At 48.1% G+C, this 17077-nt stretch carries 17 protein-coding genes and 1 pseudogene; 1 reads left to right on the plus strand and 17 read right to left on the minus strand.

The genetic code is table 11. The annotated features are described in order from the left end of the window. Positions 1-182: 182 nt before the first annotated feature. From Q7J41_RS01775 to Q7J41_RS01825, 11 genes and pseudogenes are all read right to left on the minus strand, one after another. Positions 183-779, minus strand: a complete 597-nt coding sequence (locus tag Q7J41_RS01775) for a bifunctional 2-polyprenyl-6-hydroxyphenol methylase/3-demethylubiquinol 3-O-methyltransferase UbiG (RefSeq protein ID WP_304884642.1) — start codon at positions 777-779, stop codon at positions 183-185. Positions 780-803: 24 nt separating this feature from the next. Next, positions 804-3347 carry a DEAD/DEAH box helicase family protein gene (locus Q7J41_RS01780; protein WP_304884643.1) on the minus strand — a complete coding sequence of 848 codons (2544 nt, stop codon included), beginning with the start codon at positions 3345-3347 and terminating at the stop codon, positions 804-806. Between the two features lie 233 nt (positions 3348-3580). After that, positions 3581-3877, minus strand: a complete 297-nt coding sequence (locus tag Q7J41_RS01785; RefSeq protein ID WP_304884645.1) for a hypothetical protein — start codon at positions 3875-3877, stop codon at positions 3581-3583. 29 nt (positions 3878-3906) lie between these two features. Beyond that, positions 3907-4269: a DUF6483 family protein gene (locus Q7J41_RS01790; RefSeq protein ID WP_304884647.1), complete on the minus strand. Its 363-nt coding sequence runs from the start codon at positions 4267-4269 to the stop codon at positions 3907-3909. 76 nt (positions 4270-4345) lie between these two features. Next, complete coding sequence (locus Q7J41_RS17735; protein ID WP_370650974.1) at positions 4346-4681, minus strand: DUF4351 domain-containing protein; 336 nt, start codon at positions 4679-4681, stop codon at positions 4346-4348. 93 nt (positions 4682-4774) lie between these two features. Then, positions 4775-5354: pseudogene (locus Q7J41_RS17740) on the minus strand (Rpn family recombination-promoting nuclease/putative transposase); the annotation flags it as partial. A gap of 119 nt (positions 5355-5473) precedes the next feature. Next, positions 5474-6151 (minus strand): DNA repair protein RadC, encoded by a 678-nt coding sequence (gene radC / locus Q7J41_RS01805; protein ID WP_304884800.1) that lies wholly within the window; start codon positions 6149-6151, stop codon positions 5474-5476. Between the two features lie 200 nt (positions 6152-6351). Then, positions 6352-8427 (minus strand): PocR ligand-binding domain-containing protein, encoded by a 2076-nt coding sequence (locus Q7J41_RS01810; RefSeq protein WP_304884652.1) that lies wholly within the window; start codon positions 8425-8427, stop codon positions 6352-6354. A gap of 233 nt (positions 8428-8660) precedes the next feature. Further along, positions 8661-9230: a D-Ala-D-Ala carboxypeptidase family metallohydrolase gene (locus Q7J41_RS01815; protein ID WP_304884654.1), complete on the minus strand. Its 570-nt coding sequence runs from the start codon at positions 9228-9230 to the stop codon at positions 8661-8663. 92 nt (positions 9231-9322) lie between these two features. Further along, the gene (locus Q7J41_RS01820) at positions 9323-9547 is read right to left on the minus strand and encodes a DUF1659 domain-containing protein (RefSeq protein WP_304884656.1); all 225 of its coding nucleotides are present in this window, start codon (positions 9545-9547) and stop codon (positions 9323-9325) included. Between the two features lie 200 nt (positions 9548-9747). Next, positions 9748-10377, minus strand: a complete 630-nt coding sequence (locus tag Q7J41_RS01825; RefSeq protein ID WP_304884658.1) for a hypothetical protein — start codon at positions 10375-10377, stop codon at positions 9748-9750. Between the two features lie 219 nt (positions 10378-10596). Here Q7J41_RS01825 and Q7J41_RS01830 point away from each other — a divergent pair, with 219 nt between their 5' ends. Further along, positions 10597-12030 carry a helix-turn-helix domain-containing protein gene (locus tag Q7J41_RS01830; RefSeq protein WP_304884660.1) on the plus strand — a complete coding sequence of 478 codons (1434 nt, stop codon included), beginning with the start codon at positions 10597-10599 and terminating at the stop codon, positions 12028-12030. 31 nt (positions 12031-12061) lie between these two features. On the opposite strand, the gene Q7J41_RS01835 is transcribed toward Q7J41_RS01830, so the two are convergent. The 6 genes from Q7J41_RS01835 to Q7J41_RS01860 all read right to left on the minus strand — a co-directional run bounded on the left by Q7J41_RS01835 (position 12062) and on the right by Q7J41_RS01860 (position 17013). Further along, positions 12062-13099: a hypothetical protein gene (locus Q7J41_RS01835; protein WP_304884661.1), complete on the minus strand. Its 1038-nt coding sequence runs from the start codon at positions 13097-13099 to the stop codon at positions 12062-12064. A gap of 174 nt (positions 13100-13273) precedes the next feature. Beyond that, positions 13274-13465 (minus strand): hypothetical protein, encoded by a 192-nt coding sequence (locus Q7J41_RS01840; RefSeq protein ID WP_304884664.1) that lies wholly within the window; start codon positions 13463-13465, stop codon positions 13274-13276. Then, positions 13383-13568, minus strand: a complete 186-nt coding sequence (locus Q7J41_RS01845; RefSeq protein ID WP_304884666.1) for a hypothetical protein — start codon at positions 13566-13568, stop codon at positions 13383-13385. Before Q7J41_RS01845 ends, Q7J41_RS01840 begins: the two co-directional genes overlap by 83 nt. Positions 13569-14533: 965 nt before the next feature. Beyond that, entirely contained in the window at positions 14534-14821 is a 288-nt protein-coding gene (locus Q7J41_RS01850) for a YciI family protein (RefSeq protein ID WP_304884668.1), read from the minus strand. 83 nt (positions 14822-14904) lie between these two features. Continuing rightward, positions 14905-15045 (minus strand): hypothetical protein, encoded by a 141-nt coding sequence (locus Q7J41_RS01855; protein ID WP_304884670.1) that lies wholly within the window; start codon positions 15043-15045, stop codon positions 14905-14907. 48 nt (positions 15046-15093) lie between these two features. Further along, complete coding sequence (locus tag Q7J41_RS01860) at positions 15094-17013, minus strand: PocR ligand-binding domain-containing protein (RefSeq protein WP_304884672.1); 1920 nt, start codon at positions 17011-17013, stop codon at positions 15094-15096. Positions 17014-17077: the final 64 nt, after the last annotated feature.

Below are 17077 nucleotides of genomic sequence, written 5' to 3' on the forward strand. Positions count from 1 at the left end.
ACCACACCCCGCCCTCTGGACCAGCGGCATAGTATTTTTTTTCGATTTGCTCTGGGTAGTTTTTACCAAATTTGCCTAAAAAGATTCTCATTTTTGTCCTCACACAGTTTTAATATATTTGTTTACAAAGTTTCAAACGCAACAGTTTTAAAGTCTTCGAGTTGCCGCGTCACTAGCGGATTTCACTTCCGCCCTATCACATTCAACCACTTCTCCCCGCCCCGTCCATCTCTCACATCCCCAGTCACAAACGTCTCCACAATCTCCAACCCAGCCACCGGCTCAATCAGCGCTGCCAGCCGTTCTTCTGTCAAATCCGTAAAATACCGGCCATTGCGCTCCCCTTCAAAATCACCATATTTAAAGGAAGCGTATAAATACCCGCCGGGTTTTAATGCCTTGGTAATTTTTTTAAAGATACCAGTCAGTTCATCATAGGGCACATGGAGCAGCGAAGCGCAGGCCCAGACGCCGTCAAAGGCCTGGTAGCAGTAGAGTTCGGCAAAGGTCTGGCAGAGCACTTCCTGGCCGATGTAATCGCCGGCCAGGCGGCAACAGCCGACCGAGCCGTCGATCGCCGTGACCTGATAGCCGGCGTCCAGAAAGGCTTTGGCATCACGGCCGGAGCCGCAGCCCAGATCGAGAATGTGAGCCTCTATCGGCAGCAGCTTGAGAAAGCGGCGGTGCAGTTTGCTGAGGTCGGCATCAATGGTGCCCTGGACAAAGGACTGGGCGTCTTGGTTGTAGTAGTGGAGGGTTTTACTGAGGTTTTTCGTCATGATCTTCTCCTGTAAATGGTTTGCTTATGGGTTCAGTTTTTCCAGCCGTTCTTTATAAAAACGCTTGGTGCGGTAATCGATAATGTCTTTGAAGTGTTTTACAAACGCCGGATTGGTAAAATAAGCGGCTAACTCCGAAATCAGGCAAAACCAGCCTTCTTTTTGATAAAAATAGTCACTGGTGTTTTCAGAGAAAACTCGAATAGGCATGCGATACGCTAGACTGAGATACTCTTTTTTGCCCCAGTTTGCCGCATCAGCGGTACTTTTATGTCTGAGCAAATCAACTAAATTTGATTTTTCAGCGAAAAAAGATTTAAAGCTTTCATAAATATCGTCATGATTTATCTCCAGTTTCATCTCCCCGTCGTTGTAAAAGGCCAGTAGTAGCGGCATTTTGTAGGTTTTGGACATATCCGTGCTCTCAATATTCTTCAAAAATGCATGTCCCACCGTACCCAGCAGTTCTTTTTCCTCGGTAGTTGCCTGGCCGATTTTATCTAGAAAGCCCAGGTAATCTTTGAAAATATTGATTTCAGGACGGGTTTTGATATTCTGATAAATTAAGGCATCCAGATGCACATACATTTCCAGCCGCAGTGGTCTTTTATCATACTCATCCTGGATGCGGTAAAACTCATCCACCACCCTATCGCTAATTTTCTTCTGATCCCGAGCCATTTTTTTAAACAGATCGATCAGCTGAAAGTCAAAATCGACCAGGCAATCCACCGGGTAGTCTGCTTCGGTTGGCAGCCGGAAGCCGCTTTTGCCAGAGGTTTCCGGCTGCAGCTCACTGGTCAGCCAAAAGGGCACCAGATTGACTTTTTTATAGTTCCCCATAAAATCCAGCACGTTGACATAGCTTTTCCCCCGGGACTTGCGCAACCCCCGTCCCAGTTGCTGTAAAAAGATGATCGGCGACTGGGTCGGTCGCAGAAACATGACCATATCCAGTTCGGCAATATCCAGCCCCTCGTTGAACATATCGACCGAAAAAATCACCTGAAGTTTGCCAGTTTTCAGCTCACTGATAGCCGCCTCCCGATCCCGGATCAGTTCCCGCTGTTCTGCGGTGACGGTACCGCTGATCACGGCGCAGCAGGCGATCCCCTGCGCCCGGAAGTAGTCGGTCATATACAGGGCGTGGTGACGGTTGATACAAAATCCCAGCGCTCGCTGGCTGCCATATTTGGCATAGTGTTTAAATATCAGATTGCCCCGTTTGTTGACACTGGCCAGTTCAGCCAGCTGTTCGGTGTCGTATTGGCCGTTGCGGTAATCGACGTGGTCATAGTCCAGATCATCATAGATGCCATAATAACGGAAGGGCACCAGCCAGCCTTTGTTGATGGCTTCTTTCAGCCGCACCTCGTAAACCACGTTGTAGTCGCAGAGGGCAAATACATCCTGATTATCCAGCCGTTCCGGGGTGGCGGTGAGACCCAGCAGGAACTTGGGCTTAAAGTAATCGATAATGTTCTGATAAAAATTTGACACGGCGTGGTGGAATTCATCGATAATAATATAGTCAAAGGCATCTGCGGCAAAGGGCCCGGCCGCCAGATAGGCGGGATTCCCCAGGGTCTGTACCGAGGCAAAAATAATATCGGCATCGCTGTCTTTCCGGGTACCGTTTATGTGGCCGGTGGACAGCTCGTAGCGCACCCGTTTAAAGGTGTATTCGGCCTGGGTGAGGATTTCTTCGCGATGCGCTACAAACAGAATCCGCTTGAATCCTTTGGAGTCAAAGGCGGCCAGAAAGGTTTTACCAATACCCGTGGCGGCAACAATCAGCCCCTTGTCCTGATTTTCCTGGCGGAAGTTTTTGAGTTCATAAAGAGCTTCTACCTGGGCGCCGGTGGGTTGGGGAAAAGCGATCAGCGGTGCTGGGTTTGTGGTGACCGGATCAACGATAAAATCCGCCTGACCCTGGGCGACCCGATCAGGGGCTTTGCTACCATCAGAATCCGCCTCGCTGGCATCTTCACTTTCCTCAAGCTGCTGAATAATTTTAGGGCGCACCCATTGTTTGGAGTATTTTTTCAGCGCGTCATCATCAATAATCTGGGAATGATCGGCCAGCAACGCTTCAAAGGTCTGGCGGAAGAATTGGCAATCAACCGGGTGTTCCCGGGAATTAAGGCGGTAGTTCCACTCGATGCCATTGGTGAGGGCTGATTTGGACAGGTTGGAGGAACCGACAAAGACTTCTTCGTAATCCGGGTATTTAAAAAAATAGGCTTTGGCGTGGAAAGAGTGATTAGGGACGTTGTAAAAACGGAGATCCAGCCGCTCCCCCAGGGCACCTTTGAGCAGATACAGAGCTTCGGGCTGGGTAATGTTCAAATAATTGCCGCACAGAATCCGGATGTTGACGCCTTTGGCGGCGGCGGTTTTAAGATCATCCAGCACCAGCTTGATTCCTGACACCATTAAAAACGACACGTTCATGTCAATTTGCTCCGCCCCGGAAATGGCTTCCTTGAGGTACCGGTAAAAGTGGTCGGCGGCGCCGGTGACGCAATTTGGATTAAAAGCATTGGCGCCAATCTGATAAGTTCCCATGTCTTCCTCTTTCTGTCTTTGTTTACAGCAACCGGTTCCCGGCAAAGCGATCCTGGCTTTCCCCGCCCCGGGTGGTTTTATATCGGTATAAAAAAAATATTTACTTCGTAAATTACAGTCTTGCTGTTCCATTATACGCCCATTTTTAATTTTTTCAAAACTTTATGAGTAAAAACCCGCCTTTTTTATTATCAAAAACGACCCTGTTATTTTCTTTTTATTTCAAAACCTTGTCATCTGCTAAAAAAGCCGGTGTGAGCAACTACATCACAGCAGAAAAACCCGCTATCTTTTATTATAACCGGTTTATCCTGTCTGGCAAGATGTGGCAACTTGTGTGCCAGAATTAAACGTGCTTTTATCAAATGACCGCCATTTGATTTAGGGGTCTGTTGCCCGGTCATTGAGCTGTCATTATGGTAGCCAGCTTGCCAGAGTGATGATTTTTGTGGTGGTGGTCTGCTCGAAAATGCGACAGCACCGTCATTTTTAGGTTTTTTTTTTAGAATAAAAAAATCCAGCCCGTCCATCGCAAGGGATGAACCGGCTGGAAATGTTTCTATATCTTATGGTAAAGCTTTTTAATATCGGCCAGACCTTCCACAATCTCGGTTCTGAGAAAATCGGCGCTAGTGAGAGCCGCATCGCTGAGGTTGTCGAGATTGGCGTAAAAATCAAGGGCGACCTGTAAATAGGCCTGGTTTGGATGCGTTTCGATTTTCTCAAACAACAGGTTTTCGGCTTCGTTAAGCTGTCCTTCGCCGATCATCGCCAACAGCTGCAGATGCAATAAGTTGCTTGCGGAGATGTTTCCCTGTTCGTCAAACATTTCGACTGCGGCGGCGTCTTTCTGAAAAACCACATTAGCTAAAAAAGTGGATAAATCTTCAATCATCCGCATAATGTAATCATTATTATACATTTTTTCTTCCTTCAACAGTATTCAATCGATCCATTATACGCTTTTCGCTTCATAAACCAAACATATCCGGTGTAAATCAGAGTCCCAGAAACTTTTTGACATCTTCGATACTTTTGAAGTTGTCGATTTCTTCATGCAACGTTTCCAAAGTGATTAAGTCCAATTGGGCAAGTTTTTCACGATATTCGGTGGGGAGAATCCCAAATTTTTTGGACAAGGCCTTAATTGCCATTTTGGAATAAGCCCTTACTTCCCCTTCTTCAATTCCTTCTATTTTTCCTTCTGTTCTTAAAACTTCAGCTAATGTCATGGTCACTTCACTCCCTTTCTTGTAGGTTACTTCTAATTGCTTAATAACGGTATTCAGTTGATCCCTTGAAAGCTGGGGTCCTGATGACAGGATATAGCGCATGCAGGTTTCAAAATACTGCAGCCCTGTTTCCTTTTCCTCTAACTCATCCAGAGCTCTGGCGGCCTTAAAAATCGTTTCAAGAAATTCCTGACTGTTTTTCTTAAAAATGTCTCTGAAAATGGATAATGCAATCGTCAGTTCTGCATTTCCTTTGATATCTTCATCTGAAAACTGCGATAAATCATAGATCAGGTAGCGATAATCCGGTGTCAACTGTTTAACTTCTTCCGGTAAGGTCTCAAAATCCATAATCAGATCACTGAGCATCGCACCGATTTTCCATTTCGTTTTTCCATGATAGATCACCAGCGGGATGATCACCGGGATATGGGTGTCATTCTCGCGGTTGACTTTCTGGTTCCAGATCCGAACCATAGGTCAGTAGCTGCAACGCAACCATTCTATCCGGATAACTCTTGTGTTCAAAGAGAAAATAAAGATACCCGTCTCGCTGATTGATTTTTGTCCTGAACAACATGTCTGAGAACACCTCACTGAGTTCTTCATCGACGTGACTGCCGTTCTGAATTTCCAGATCATTCAGATCAACTAATTTCAAAATCGGTTCTGGCAGGTAGTTCTCGATGAAATCTCTGGCCACTCCCGGATTAGAGAATGTTTCCTTGAAAAACTTGTCATGGGGATTCTGTATTTTTGACTCACTATCTTTCATTCGTTCACCTTCTTAGTCATTATTATAAGTGATTTCCCTTTATAATGCTATTATAATTGATAACTCAAAATCCGATTTCCAGCTCTAGCAGACATTTCAATTTGGTAACAGCCTCTTTTTCACAACATCCGGTTCTCGGCAAAACTATAGTACCCGTCCCCGGCCACGATGATATGATCGACGACGGTGATGGCGATGGCTTCGGTGGCGGCTTTGATTTTTTTGGTTACCGCCACGTCGGCCGGTGAGGGCTGACGGCTGCCACCGGGGTGGTTGTGCGCCAGGATAATGCTGGCGGCCTGGTGGCGCAGGGCGGTTTCGACGATTAACCGGGGGTAGACCGGGGCTTCGTTGATGGTGCCTTCGTGGAGCAGGGTGGCCTGGTTAACCTGGTTCTGGCTGTTCAGGCAGATCACATAAAAGGCCTCGTTGAGGCGTCCGGTAAACAGCGCCATAGTGTATTCGCCGGCGGCGGTGGTGCTGCTAAGTACCGCTTTGGCGGCAAACTTGCCCTGCTGATAACGGCGTGCCAGGGCGGGTATCAGCGACAACAGCAGTGCCGTGTTTTCGGTGACGCCGAGCTGCTCGCCGAGATCTTTGGGATTGGCATCAAAGACCCCCGACAGCGATCCGTAATGGCGGATCAGGGCATGGGCCAGTTCGTTGGTATCCTTCATCGGCAGGCAATAAAAAAGCAGCAGCTCGAGAATCTGATGATCCTCAAAACTATCGATGCCTTCGCTGATGACCCGCTTTTTAACCCGTTGACGATGACCTTTGTGGGGATTTTTATCCATAACCCACCCCTTTCCTGGCGCCCGACGTTCGTCCGGCATAAATGACGAAGTGACATGCCGGTTTTTACTGATTGTTTAATTATACGACATTCGGCACCGATTTCAAACTTTATCAGGTGTAAATTATCGCCTTTTTATGCTTTTTCTGAGAACATCGATAAATAAAAAACACAACCCCTTGCGGGGCTGCGTTTTTTTGGTTAATCAGGCCATACCTGATCAATAAATATCCCCACCAGTTCGGGATCAAACTGGGTGCCGGCGTGTTTTAGCAGTTCGGCGACGGCCAGATCGCGGGGCAGTGTTGATTTGTAGCTGCGTTCATTGGTCATCGCATCATAGGCGTCGGCGATGGCGCAGATCCGCGATGGTAAGGGGATTTCTGAGCCTTTGAGACCTTTGGGATAGCCTTGCCCATCCCATCTTTCGTGATGCGCCAGAACATAATCGGCAATCTCGGTCAACTCTTTATTGGTACAGAGAATGCGGTAGCCAATTTCGGCGTGATTTTTCATTTCCAGCCATTCCGCATCGGTGAGCCGCTTGGACTTATTAAGGATTTGGTCGGAAACGGCGATTTTGCCGATATCGTGAAGTAAACCAAAGGCTTTCAGCTTCTTGATCTGATGCGCTTCCATCCCCAGTGCCACGCCCATCTTTTCGCAGAGGATTGACACCTGTTGCGAATGAATTTCCTCGCGATCACTTTTGTGATTGAGGGCGTCGATAATATTGTCGATGACCCGGCTCTTTAAACTGGCACCTTCGTAGAGTTTGTTGTGATACATCATATCTTCGGCTTGTTTGAAGATTTCTTCGATATCGTCAGCGGCACTGGTTTTGGTTGCGCACCCAAATGAAACTGAAATTTCGAGGTCTTTGATACTGTCCTTTTTCAACAAGTTTTTAATCCGGGTGATCAATTGGTTGGCTTCAAAGGCATCGGTTTGCGGGTACAGGATGATAAACTCATCGCCACCGATGCGGGCGATAATATCATCGGCGCGGCAACCGTTGGTGAGCGCTGTAGCGGTCTTGATCAACAACTGATCGCCGGTCGCATGGCCAAAGGAATCATTGATCAGTTTCAGACCGTTGACATCGCCCATCACAATCGTCAGCGGCCAGTTTCTGGCGGTATCCAGCCGGGCCAGTTCTTCTTCATAAAAGCGGCGATTATAGAGGCCGGTGAGATGGTCATGAAAACTTAGATATGCTATTTCATCATGGCTCTTTTTCTTTTCGGTAAAATCCCGAAAGACCAGTACCACGCCAGTTAAATTGCCATGTTCATCGATGATCGGCGCCGCACTGTCTTCAATCGGTCGCTCGATGCCTTCTTTGGAGATCAGTAGGGTGTGATTGGACAACTCGATGATGCTGACGGTCGCCAGCACTTTTGCCACCGGGTTTTCACAGCTTTCCCCGGTGAATTCATTGATGATCTGAAACACCGTTTCGATCGGCATGCCAACCGCTTCGGCCTGAGTCCAGCCGGTGAGCTGTTCGGCAATCCTGTTCATAATCAACACCTGCCCGTGGACATCGATTGCGATAACGCCGTCACCAATCGAGATCAGGGTGGTTTTAAACAGCTCTTTTTCATTATAAAGCTCTGTTTCGATGGCCTTGCGTTGCGTCAGGGTGCGGGACAAACTGAGGTTACTAAAACTCAAGGCGGAGATCATCGCACCTAATTTTGAATAGAAGGCCATCACCTCTAAAACCGTTTCATGGTCATAGCGGGGCACCCGGTTGAGGGCGTCTATATAGGCGGTCTCATCAAAACCATAGCGCTGCGCCTGCTGGCGAAAGAATTCCAGATCCAGTTCTTCATCGACATAGACAAACTGGCCAAAATAGATATTGCCCAGGTGCTGGCCGGATACCATAATCGGTGATGACATATCCCACATGCCGTTCTTGCAACGGTATGAAAGAAAGGTTCCCGGTTCGGTGGCGCGAGCCAGAATGGTGTCGCTCTCAACACAATTCTTGGCGGTTTGGGGGTGGCAACGATGAAACTTGGTGCAGATATCCTGCCAACCGACACCCACCAGCACCGTCCCTTTGATGTCCACAATCGCACCTAACATGCCGGTGATCCGCTGGAAATTTTCCAGTAGCGACTGCACCGCCGGAACATCAATGATGTCGGCAAGCTCTAAATCGCCACAATCGCTTTCCGCTTCGGTCATGGCCGGATAGTTGTTGCCGGTGACTGCCTCACTCACCTTCGCAGTTTCGTTAGAATGCCTATCTGCTTCGGTATTCATGCGTTTCACCGCCCCCTTTTTTCAAGATTTATCATTCACCCTGTTCTTACCCGTTTTAAGGTGTTTCAATCACGGATAGCGGCACCATTGGTACCATTTTTTTCAGGTTCTTTTGCCTGAATAAAGTTAAAGGCCTTTTTTATTGCCCCGGCTGATTGTCCTGCCGCTAAAAAATAGTTACCCGAAAAAAAAAAACCCTTGCGGGGCTGCGGTAGATCGCATGGGGATGGGGTTTAATCGGGGGGGTCATCTGCGCCGAGCTCAGCCAGCACCTGTTTGAGACGTCGAGGAATCGGGACGCCGAGGACGGCGAGGTTTTCTAAAATGCTCAGACCTTCGTTGGCAATAGCGATGGCGGCGACGGTGGTAATGGCGATGCCGGGAGCATAGAGATCAGCCGCCTGACCAAAGAGGTGCTGGGACTGGGGGACGCCCCCGACTGCGGCATTGCGCTCGGGACAGCGCAGCCCGGAGGTGATAATCACCGGAACGTTTAAGGCATTGCGCAGCGCTTCCAGTTTGAGCAACAGCTCCAGGCACATTTCCGCCGGGAAGCCATCGCAGGTGGCGCCGCCACAGTCGCAGGCAAACTCGTTGCGGGCAAAGTGCGGGGTTGAGCCGTCACTGTCAAAGGAGATCACACTGAGGGCCTCGGTAAAGAGCCGGTTGGCCGTCAGGGTGCCCACTTCCCCGTCAGGATCAAGGCCGCAGTCCTGCTGAAAAGCCTTAATCGCCTTCTGCTCTATTGAGATGTAGTCACTGCAAAAATTCGACCTATTCAGGCCGAACCCCAGTGCCGACAATTGTTACATCATGTTGTCCGCATCGGGGCGAACAACAGATTAACAATTGGTCAGCACGGCATTACGTAATGGTCAGTAATTTAAATCATGGTTTAGACCGGGATGATCATGTTGGTTTCCTGTTTGAAGACGTCTTCCATCACCGGCTGCTGGAGCCCGGCAATGATCACCGCAACGTCATAAATGTCCTGGTCGGTGGCGCTGGCTTTGACATCCCCGTAGGTCCGGGTGGTGGTTTTTTCCTTGCCGTCGACGATCCCGTGATTGGAGCGGATCTGGATCTTCTGTTCGATAAAATCTGTACTGACTGCCATCATTTGTCCTCCTTTCCAAGATTTGACACCAGTGTATCATGGCCGGCGGATGGCTTTAAATGGCGTTTTAAAGCCATGCGATTTATTTTTTGGGGCAAAATAAATAAGCCCCCTTTCGGGCGACTTATTTTTTTACTTTAGTTTATTTTTGCAAACATTGCTTTACCATAAACAGCCCTTTCTGAGGGGTTAATCCGTGTATCTTACCTGGTCACAAACTCCGAGCCGACCACCAGTCCCTGGGGCAGATTGAGGGTGACCACCGCATAGGAACCGTCGGGGTTGAACCAGCCCAGACCGGTGATCTGTTTGGTGCAGCCGGATTCGGGCTTGCTCAGGCTGATTTCGATGCCGTCGCTGCCCATGACATCCTGAACCTCATAAAAAGGCATCCCGACGGCCATCCGATAGGCTTGTTTGTCGCTGACCGGGAAGGGATTGAGCGCCGCCAGTTCCGGGGCGGTGGCGGTCGGCAGCAGCCGTTTGGCGAACACCTTATCATCCTCGCCGTAGGTAATCAGCACCCCATAGCCACTGCCGGGATCGTGATAGGCCACCTGGCCATCGGCCTGGACTTCCCCGGCTACCGCCAGCATCGTTTCTAACTGCGCCCGGGGTTGATCCAGGGTGACAGACTGATAAAATTTTAGCACTTTCTGAGCCGCTGCCGCTGTCGCCGGATTAAGGGTGGTGGTGACTGAGGCCGAATCATTAGCGCTTGCCGTGTCGTTATTTTTAGTTACTCCGGCACGGCAGCCGCCAGTCAGCAGGAGTATCCCCGCCAGCAGCAGCGCAGCACTCCCATGGAGCAGTCTGTTATTTTTAAATTTCATGGTCGTGTCCCTCTTTCATCAGGATTAATCGTAACAATTGGTTATTCCTCTTTCTTACCCATTTACCAGAGCAATTATCAGCGGGTTTCAGGCAAATAGCGAATGCTTTTACAGCCTGGCTCGCCCGCCGCCCTGGGCAGGCCACGCAATGGACAACAGCGCTTGACATTTTTCGTCAAAACGAATAGAATGTGTAATTAAAGAGAGGTGTGTTAAGCAATGCATGATTATTTAACCGTTAATGAAGCCGCTTCAAAATGGGATGTATCGCCCCGAAAAGTACAATTATATTGCAAAGAAGGCCGCATTCCGGAGGCCACTAAATATGGTGGTGTTTGGTTTATCCCCACCCAGGCGACTCGCCCCGTCCATCTGAAACCAGGCCTAAAAACGAAACCGGCACCACCACCACTGCGGGTTTTATCACTTTTTTCTGGCTGTGGTGGTATGGATCTTGGCTTTGAAGGTGGCTTTACAGTATTAAAAGCGGCCATCAATAAGAAAATTAATCCGGATTGGAATAGCCGCACCATCGATAAGAATTGGGTTCGTCTGCAGAAAACCCGTTTTCATACCGTTTTCGCCAATGATATTCGACCCGATGCGAAAACCGCCTGGATAAACTATTTTAAAAATCGCGGTACCCCGGCGACAACGTATTATTTAGAAAGTGTTGTCGATCTGGTAAAATTACAAAAAGAAAATAATTTACCCATCTTTCCGACCAATATAGATGTCATTACCGGCGGTTTTCCGTGTCAGGATTTTTCGATTGCGGGTAAACGCAAAGGGTTTGATTCGGATAAATCCCATACCGGCAAAATAAAAAATCTTGATATCCCTTCAATAGAAAATCGCGGCCAACTCTATATCTGGATGCGCAAAGTTATCGCCCTTGTCCAACCCCGGGTTTTTATTGCTGAAAATGTCAAAGGTTTGACCAATCTCAAAGATGTTAAAGAAATGATTGAGCATGACTTCGCCGCAGTCTGTGATGGCGGTTATCTGGTCGTCCCCGCCCGGGTTTTACATGCTGCTGAATTTGGCGTCCCCCAAAGCCGGGAACGGGTCATCTTTTTGGGATTCAAAAAAGCGGCTTTAAAACCAGCCGCATTAGCTGCCTTAACAAGCCCTATTATCCCACCTGAATACGATCCCTATCCGCTACCGACCCACGCAAGTCTTGCGGCAGCGGATCATAAACCGTTTGTTACGACCAGTCAGGCACTTGTTTGTCTGGCCGAGCCACATCTTTCAAACGATCCCGCCCAACAAAAATATTCACAAGCAAAATTTATGGGTAAGCATTGTCAGGGTCAAACAGAGATAAAATTGGACGGAATTGCGCCAACGATTCGTTCTGAACATCACGGCAATATTGAGTATCGACGCTTAAACCAGGAACACGGTGGTTCCCATCTTGACGAACTCGCTGCCGGTTTACCAGAACGACGACTGACGATCCGCGAATGTGCCCGCCTCCAGACCTTTCCCGATGATTATGATTTTATCCTGCCCGCCGTTAAGGGTTTAAAAAATGTGACCGCTTCGGATGCCTATAAACTAATTGGTAACGCCGTTCCACCGCTGCTTGGTTATCACCTGGCCAAACGGCTGGAGACAAATTGGGACAAATATTTTAAAAAACCATGACAGCTGGTGAGCGGCGGTCATGGTTTATCGCTTAGTCGTTAATGATATGGATCAGCATTTTTTTGATATTGATGCCAGCCAGACCCTTTTCATTGACTTGTAAATAGGCCAGCCTGATCCAGGTATCTTTGCGGCGCTGGTAATCATCCGTAACCGAGACACCCCAATCGGTGCTTAAACACCCGGAATCGGCATTTTTTAATTCCGTAATCACCGCTTTGCGGGTATTGCGGAGAGTTTTAAAGATTTGGTGCACCTCGAGATAGGAATATTGCTCGGTATCCACTGTTGTTTTTCCCCCGGCTGAAAAAATGTCTCGTAAACTGGGATCAATAATACTTTGTTCGGTTGCCAACCAGGTAGTAAAACGCAAATATTTTTTGGCATCGCTTGAAAATATTTCCGGATAGTGGACAAAGGCATAAGCTTTTAAAGCTTCTTTTTCGTGATTCGGCAAATCTCTAAAAAAACGAATAGCGGCAGGGGTGCTGTCGGACAGCCACCAGGCTTGCTGACCGGCTTGCTTAAAATAACTGGTGATTAAATCAATCGGTTTTTCTGATTTCACCATGGTTTTGTACGAAATATTCGATTGATCAAAAAAAGATTGCCCCGTTGGTGTATCCATATCAATCAGATAGCGGGGACTATGGGTAACGACGACATTGGCAACGCATTCTTCATAGTTTTTAGCTCGGAATTGGCAGTTTCCCGGCACTAGCTTACCAAAAATAATTACGGTTGCGAGCAAATCCGCCTCACGGGTGCTCCCCATAACACTGTTACCATTGATGCGCCAGGATTTATTTTTAGCAATGGAACTTTTCACCTCAACCCCATATTTACCAGTTTGACTGATTAGAACGATATCGGGAAAACGATGACTTTGGGGTTTATAATCAATGGTCACGTCAAAATTAAAATGCTTTATTGATGCCTCCAACGCTTTGACAACGATGGGTTCAAAATCTTCACCGCTTTTAACAAAGACATCAGGGTGTAACCGTGATTCTGCTGCTAAAATATCAATTGTTTTTGTAATGATGCGACTGAATTCTGCTTTGTGCATTTACACACCTCTTTCATCGGCCGCTAATAAATCTCTGAGAATTAGTAGCGCACCCACGGATAAGAATTATCGTAACACTAACTACAACTATTTTGCAACTGAAATATTACTTCGGCTATTCTCGCAAGTAAGAATAGCCATTGATTTGACACCCATTTTCGCTAAACAGACGGATCATGGTTTACGCTTTTCCCCTTCATCGGCCGTTCCCAGCCCCCGGGCGTGGAGCCGATAGACCCAGCGGAGGTCGTAGCCCATCGCCCGGGCGATCTCGGCAAAGGGTTCATCGGCAATTGTCCCACTGGGTCTCCAAACTGAGCCCGTCGGCCTCGACAAAATGAGCCGTGACCCGGGTGATCTCGCCATCTTTATGGCCACCGCCATTGACGACAAAAAAGACCCCCCGCCGCTCAGCCTGATTAACCCCTGCCAACTCCGTCAGCAGCACCGCAAAAGCCGGATCAGCCACCGCCGCCACCGTATAGTTTTTGCCCGCCCCACGACCCTGATCACAAAACGTCCGCAGCCGGTAGGGCCCGGCCTGAAAGGCCGCCAGAAACGCCGCCGGGGCATCGGCATTAAGCCCACTTTCCTCGGGGTCATGGTGGCCAAGTGGAATAATGAAGTTAAGTGCTGCTGATACAGCTTCATTAACAACATTCGGTAGGTCAGTGGCACAATACGGCCCTATTTAACACAAGAAGTGGTTACATTCGATTCTATTTGTAAGCCCTGGCCGACCAGCGGCCGGAGTACGATCTTTCAATATTATTCACTGATCTTACTGCAAGTCGGTGAATGCTCTTCTGATATACATTAACATTTCTCAATATATTGTACATTTCTTAAAATATAATCAATTCTGACGTGTTTTTACACGTTTTCTCAGTGCTTTTGACACTGTTTTATGATTGTCGCAACGACAATTTTTCTTATTTTAGTTTTGTGTTAATTCTGCTTCCGGCTCTCGTGTCTCTGACAGCAGCACAACCAACTGTCGATTATCCCGGGAACATTTAAAGCGTAAATCCAGTTTATTTTCCACAACCGCATCAAACAGGCGTTGATCGCAATTGGGGCAGCGATTTTTTGATGTTGATTTTCAAAATCACGCAGCTCCGGCGACCCTAACTCAAGAAAAGAATGGTGATGATTATCAATTCTGACCATGACCACTTTTTTGGCTCTGGCGCATTTGAGTGCGACCATGGTTTGTATTTAAGAAATAATTAAGATTGAACCGATTCGCCAACCATCTTGCCGTTTTTTAGGTGGTTCCCCAAAATCCCGCTACCCAAAAGCCCTCCCGATTGATAAAACCGGAAGGGCTTTTATTTAACCAAAAAGGCGTATTTTTTTCGCCGCTATAGCGGACTGTTTTGTGTTTTTTTGTATTTTTGATGTGACACGAGACTTCTCCTGGTGGATTTTCAGCTACACCAGATAGCGTTCCAACCCTGCCGCCGCCTTGGTCGGCAGAAATTCCAGGACATCGTAGTCGGCCACCTTTTCAAGATAGAAGGGATCTTCGGCGATGATTGCCCAGACCTCGTCCTGATCTTTAGCCTGGCAGAGAATCACCCCACCGGTCCGGGGACTCTTGCGGCCGGACAAAACAAATTTATCCAGCTGGTAATAACGCTCCAGATACTCAACATGGGCGGGGATCACCGCCTCCACTGCTTCGATCGGTTTGATGTAATTTAGTAAGATAATAAACATATTCTTTCTCCTCTATCTGCTTATGGGGGTGTTTTTGTGATTGTTTTCAGCCATCATTTTTGCCGCTGATGCTCAATTTTCCCTCACCCGACAAAATACTTGTTCCGGTTGCCATATTTCGGTACTCCCAGCAAGCCCAATTCGGTAAACTTCAGGACAAAGCCCCGGATGGTCGCATAGGCCGCACCACCAAAGTCTTTTTCCAAGCGTCGGGCGAATGCCAACAAATAAACCTTCCCTCGCTGGAAGGCTTGCGTTTCTGCTCCATCCGCCTAGTCATGATCCGACAGATCTTCCCGGATTTCAAGAATCCGTTCCCAATTGGCAAAGAAAATATCAATTAAAACGGGATCAAACATCGCCCCCCGCTGCTCGGTCAGAAAGGCTCTGACCTGATCCAGCGGCCAGGCTTCCTTGTAACAGCGTTGATGCGAAATGGCATCAAAGACGTCGGCAATCGATACGATCCGGCATACCGGGTTGATCGCTGTCCCGGCCAGTCCAGCTGGATAGCCGCTGCCATCCCAGCGCTCATGATGACTTAAGGCGATGGTTGCTGCCAGTTTCAGAATTTTGTACTGCGAGTTTTTGAGGATATCATAGCCGATCGTGGTATGGGTTTTGATGATCTCAAATTCATCCCGGGTCAGCGCTCCGGGTTTGTTGAGGATATGATCGGGAATGCCGATCTTGCCGACATCGTGCATCGGCGTGGCAATTTTCAGCAGCGTCGCCTCATCGTCACCCAGTCCAAATTCCAGACCCATCAGGTAGGCGTATTCGGCCACCCGGATAACGTGTTTAGCCGCTTCCTGGGAGCGGCTTTCAATGATCTGACCGAGCGTGTAAATGACTTCTTTCTGAGTTTCGATGATTTCCGAATTGACCTGCAGGAGCTGCTTTTGAGCCGTTTTGAGCGCAGTGATATCCTGGATCACCCCGATGATGCCGGCCGCTTCGCCGGACAGATTGCGAAACAGCGCCTTATTAAAGATCACGTCTTTTGGAGCGCCCGACCGGGTTTTGACCTGGTATTCATAAACCTGCTGGCCCTGCTTTTCCAGCAGTTCCAGATCGGACTGATCGTAAACCGTGGCATATTCGTCCGCCGCAATATCGGCAGTGGTTTTGCCAACATAGTCGGACGGACTGAGCCCGAGGAAATCGTCAAAGGCTTTATTGCCGCCGAGATAGACCCGGTCAGTGTTTTTGTAAAAAATCGGGGTCGGGATCGTATCCATCAGCTCGGTCTGAAAGTTCAGGACGTTGTAGAGTTCGTCCAGGGTTTCGTTGATTTTAATGTTGGTAAAACTGAGTTGGGAGATATAGACGGCAATTTTTGAATAAAATCGCATCGACATGTCAACCAGGTGCCGGGAAAACCGCGGGACTGTATCCAACGCCTGCAGATAAGCTTCTTCATCAAAGCCAAAGCGGTGCGCCTGGTTGCGGAAAAAGTCATAATCGATGGGCTCATCATCATAAAAAAACTGCCCCAGAAAAATATGCCCCATCCGCTGATCATTGATATAAATAGGGGTGGCAATATCCCAGAGATTGTTTTTGCATTTATACTGCCGATATTGATTGATGCGAATGCCGCTAGTCAGTTGACAGTCACTTTCGAGACAGTTTCTCAGGGTTTCCGGGTGACAGCGGTGAAACTTGGTGCAGATGTCCTGCCAGCCTTCCTGGACGATGATCCGGCCGTCCAGATCGATGATCCCAATGGGGATCCCGGTGACATCATAGAAATAATCCATGATCTCCTGCAGCAGCGGCGCATCCATCAGATCTTCGAGGCGGTAATTTTTATCCTTATCCTGGCCGGTTTGATAAAATCGTCGTGGATCACCAAACTGATTGGCATCGTCAATTTGTTCTTCGGGGTTTATATGCAGCACAAAAATCGCCATATCAGGGACATGGATCCCCGCCACGGTGAGATTGACGATGCCCTGATCATGACTGCTGAGAAATGTTTTAAACGAAAAAGACTGATCCTTTTCCATTTTTTCCAGATAAATCCGGAGTTGGTATAATGACAGTCCAAAATTCAAATCGAGGAAGTTTATCGCCGTGATCGGTTTGGTGTCCAGTTCCAGCAGCTTGCGGCAGGCCTCGCTGATACCGACCACCCGGCACTCCTGATCGATGATCAAAATGCGATCATCTGTTGGTTTAATGTTCATCGTCGTGTCTCCTTTGTTCGCTTCAGATTGAAATCTGATTTTACGCATTAATAGAATTGTACCC

This window comes from Acetobacterium sp. (assembly GCF_030652775.1).
Lineage (GTDB): Bacteria > Bacillota > Clostridia > Eubacteriales > Eubacteriaceae > Acetobacterium.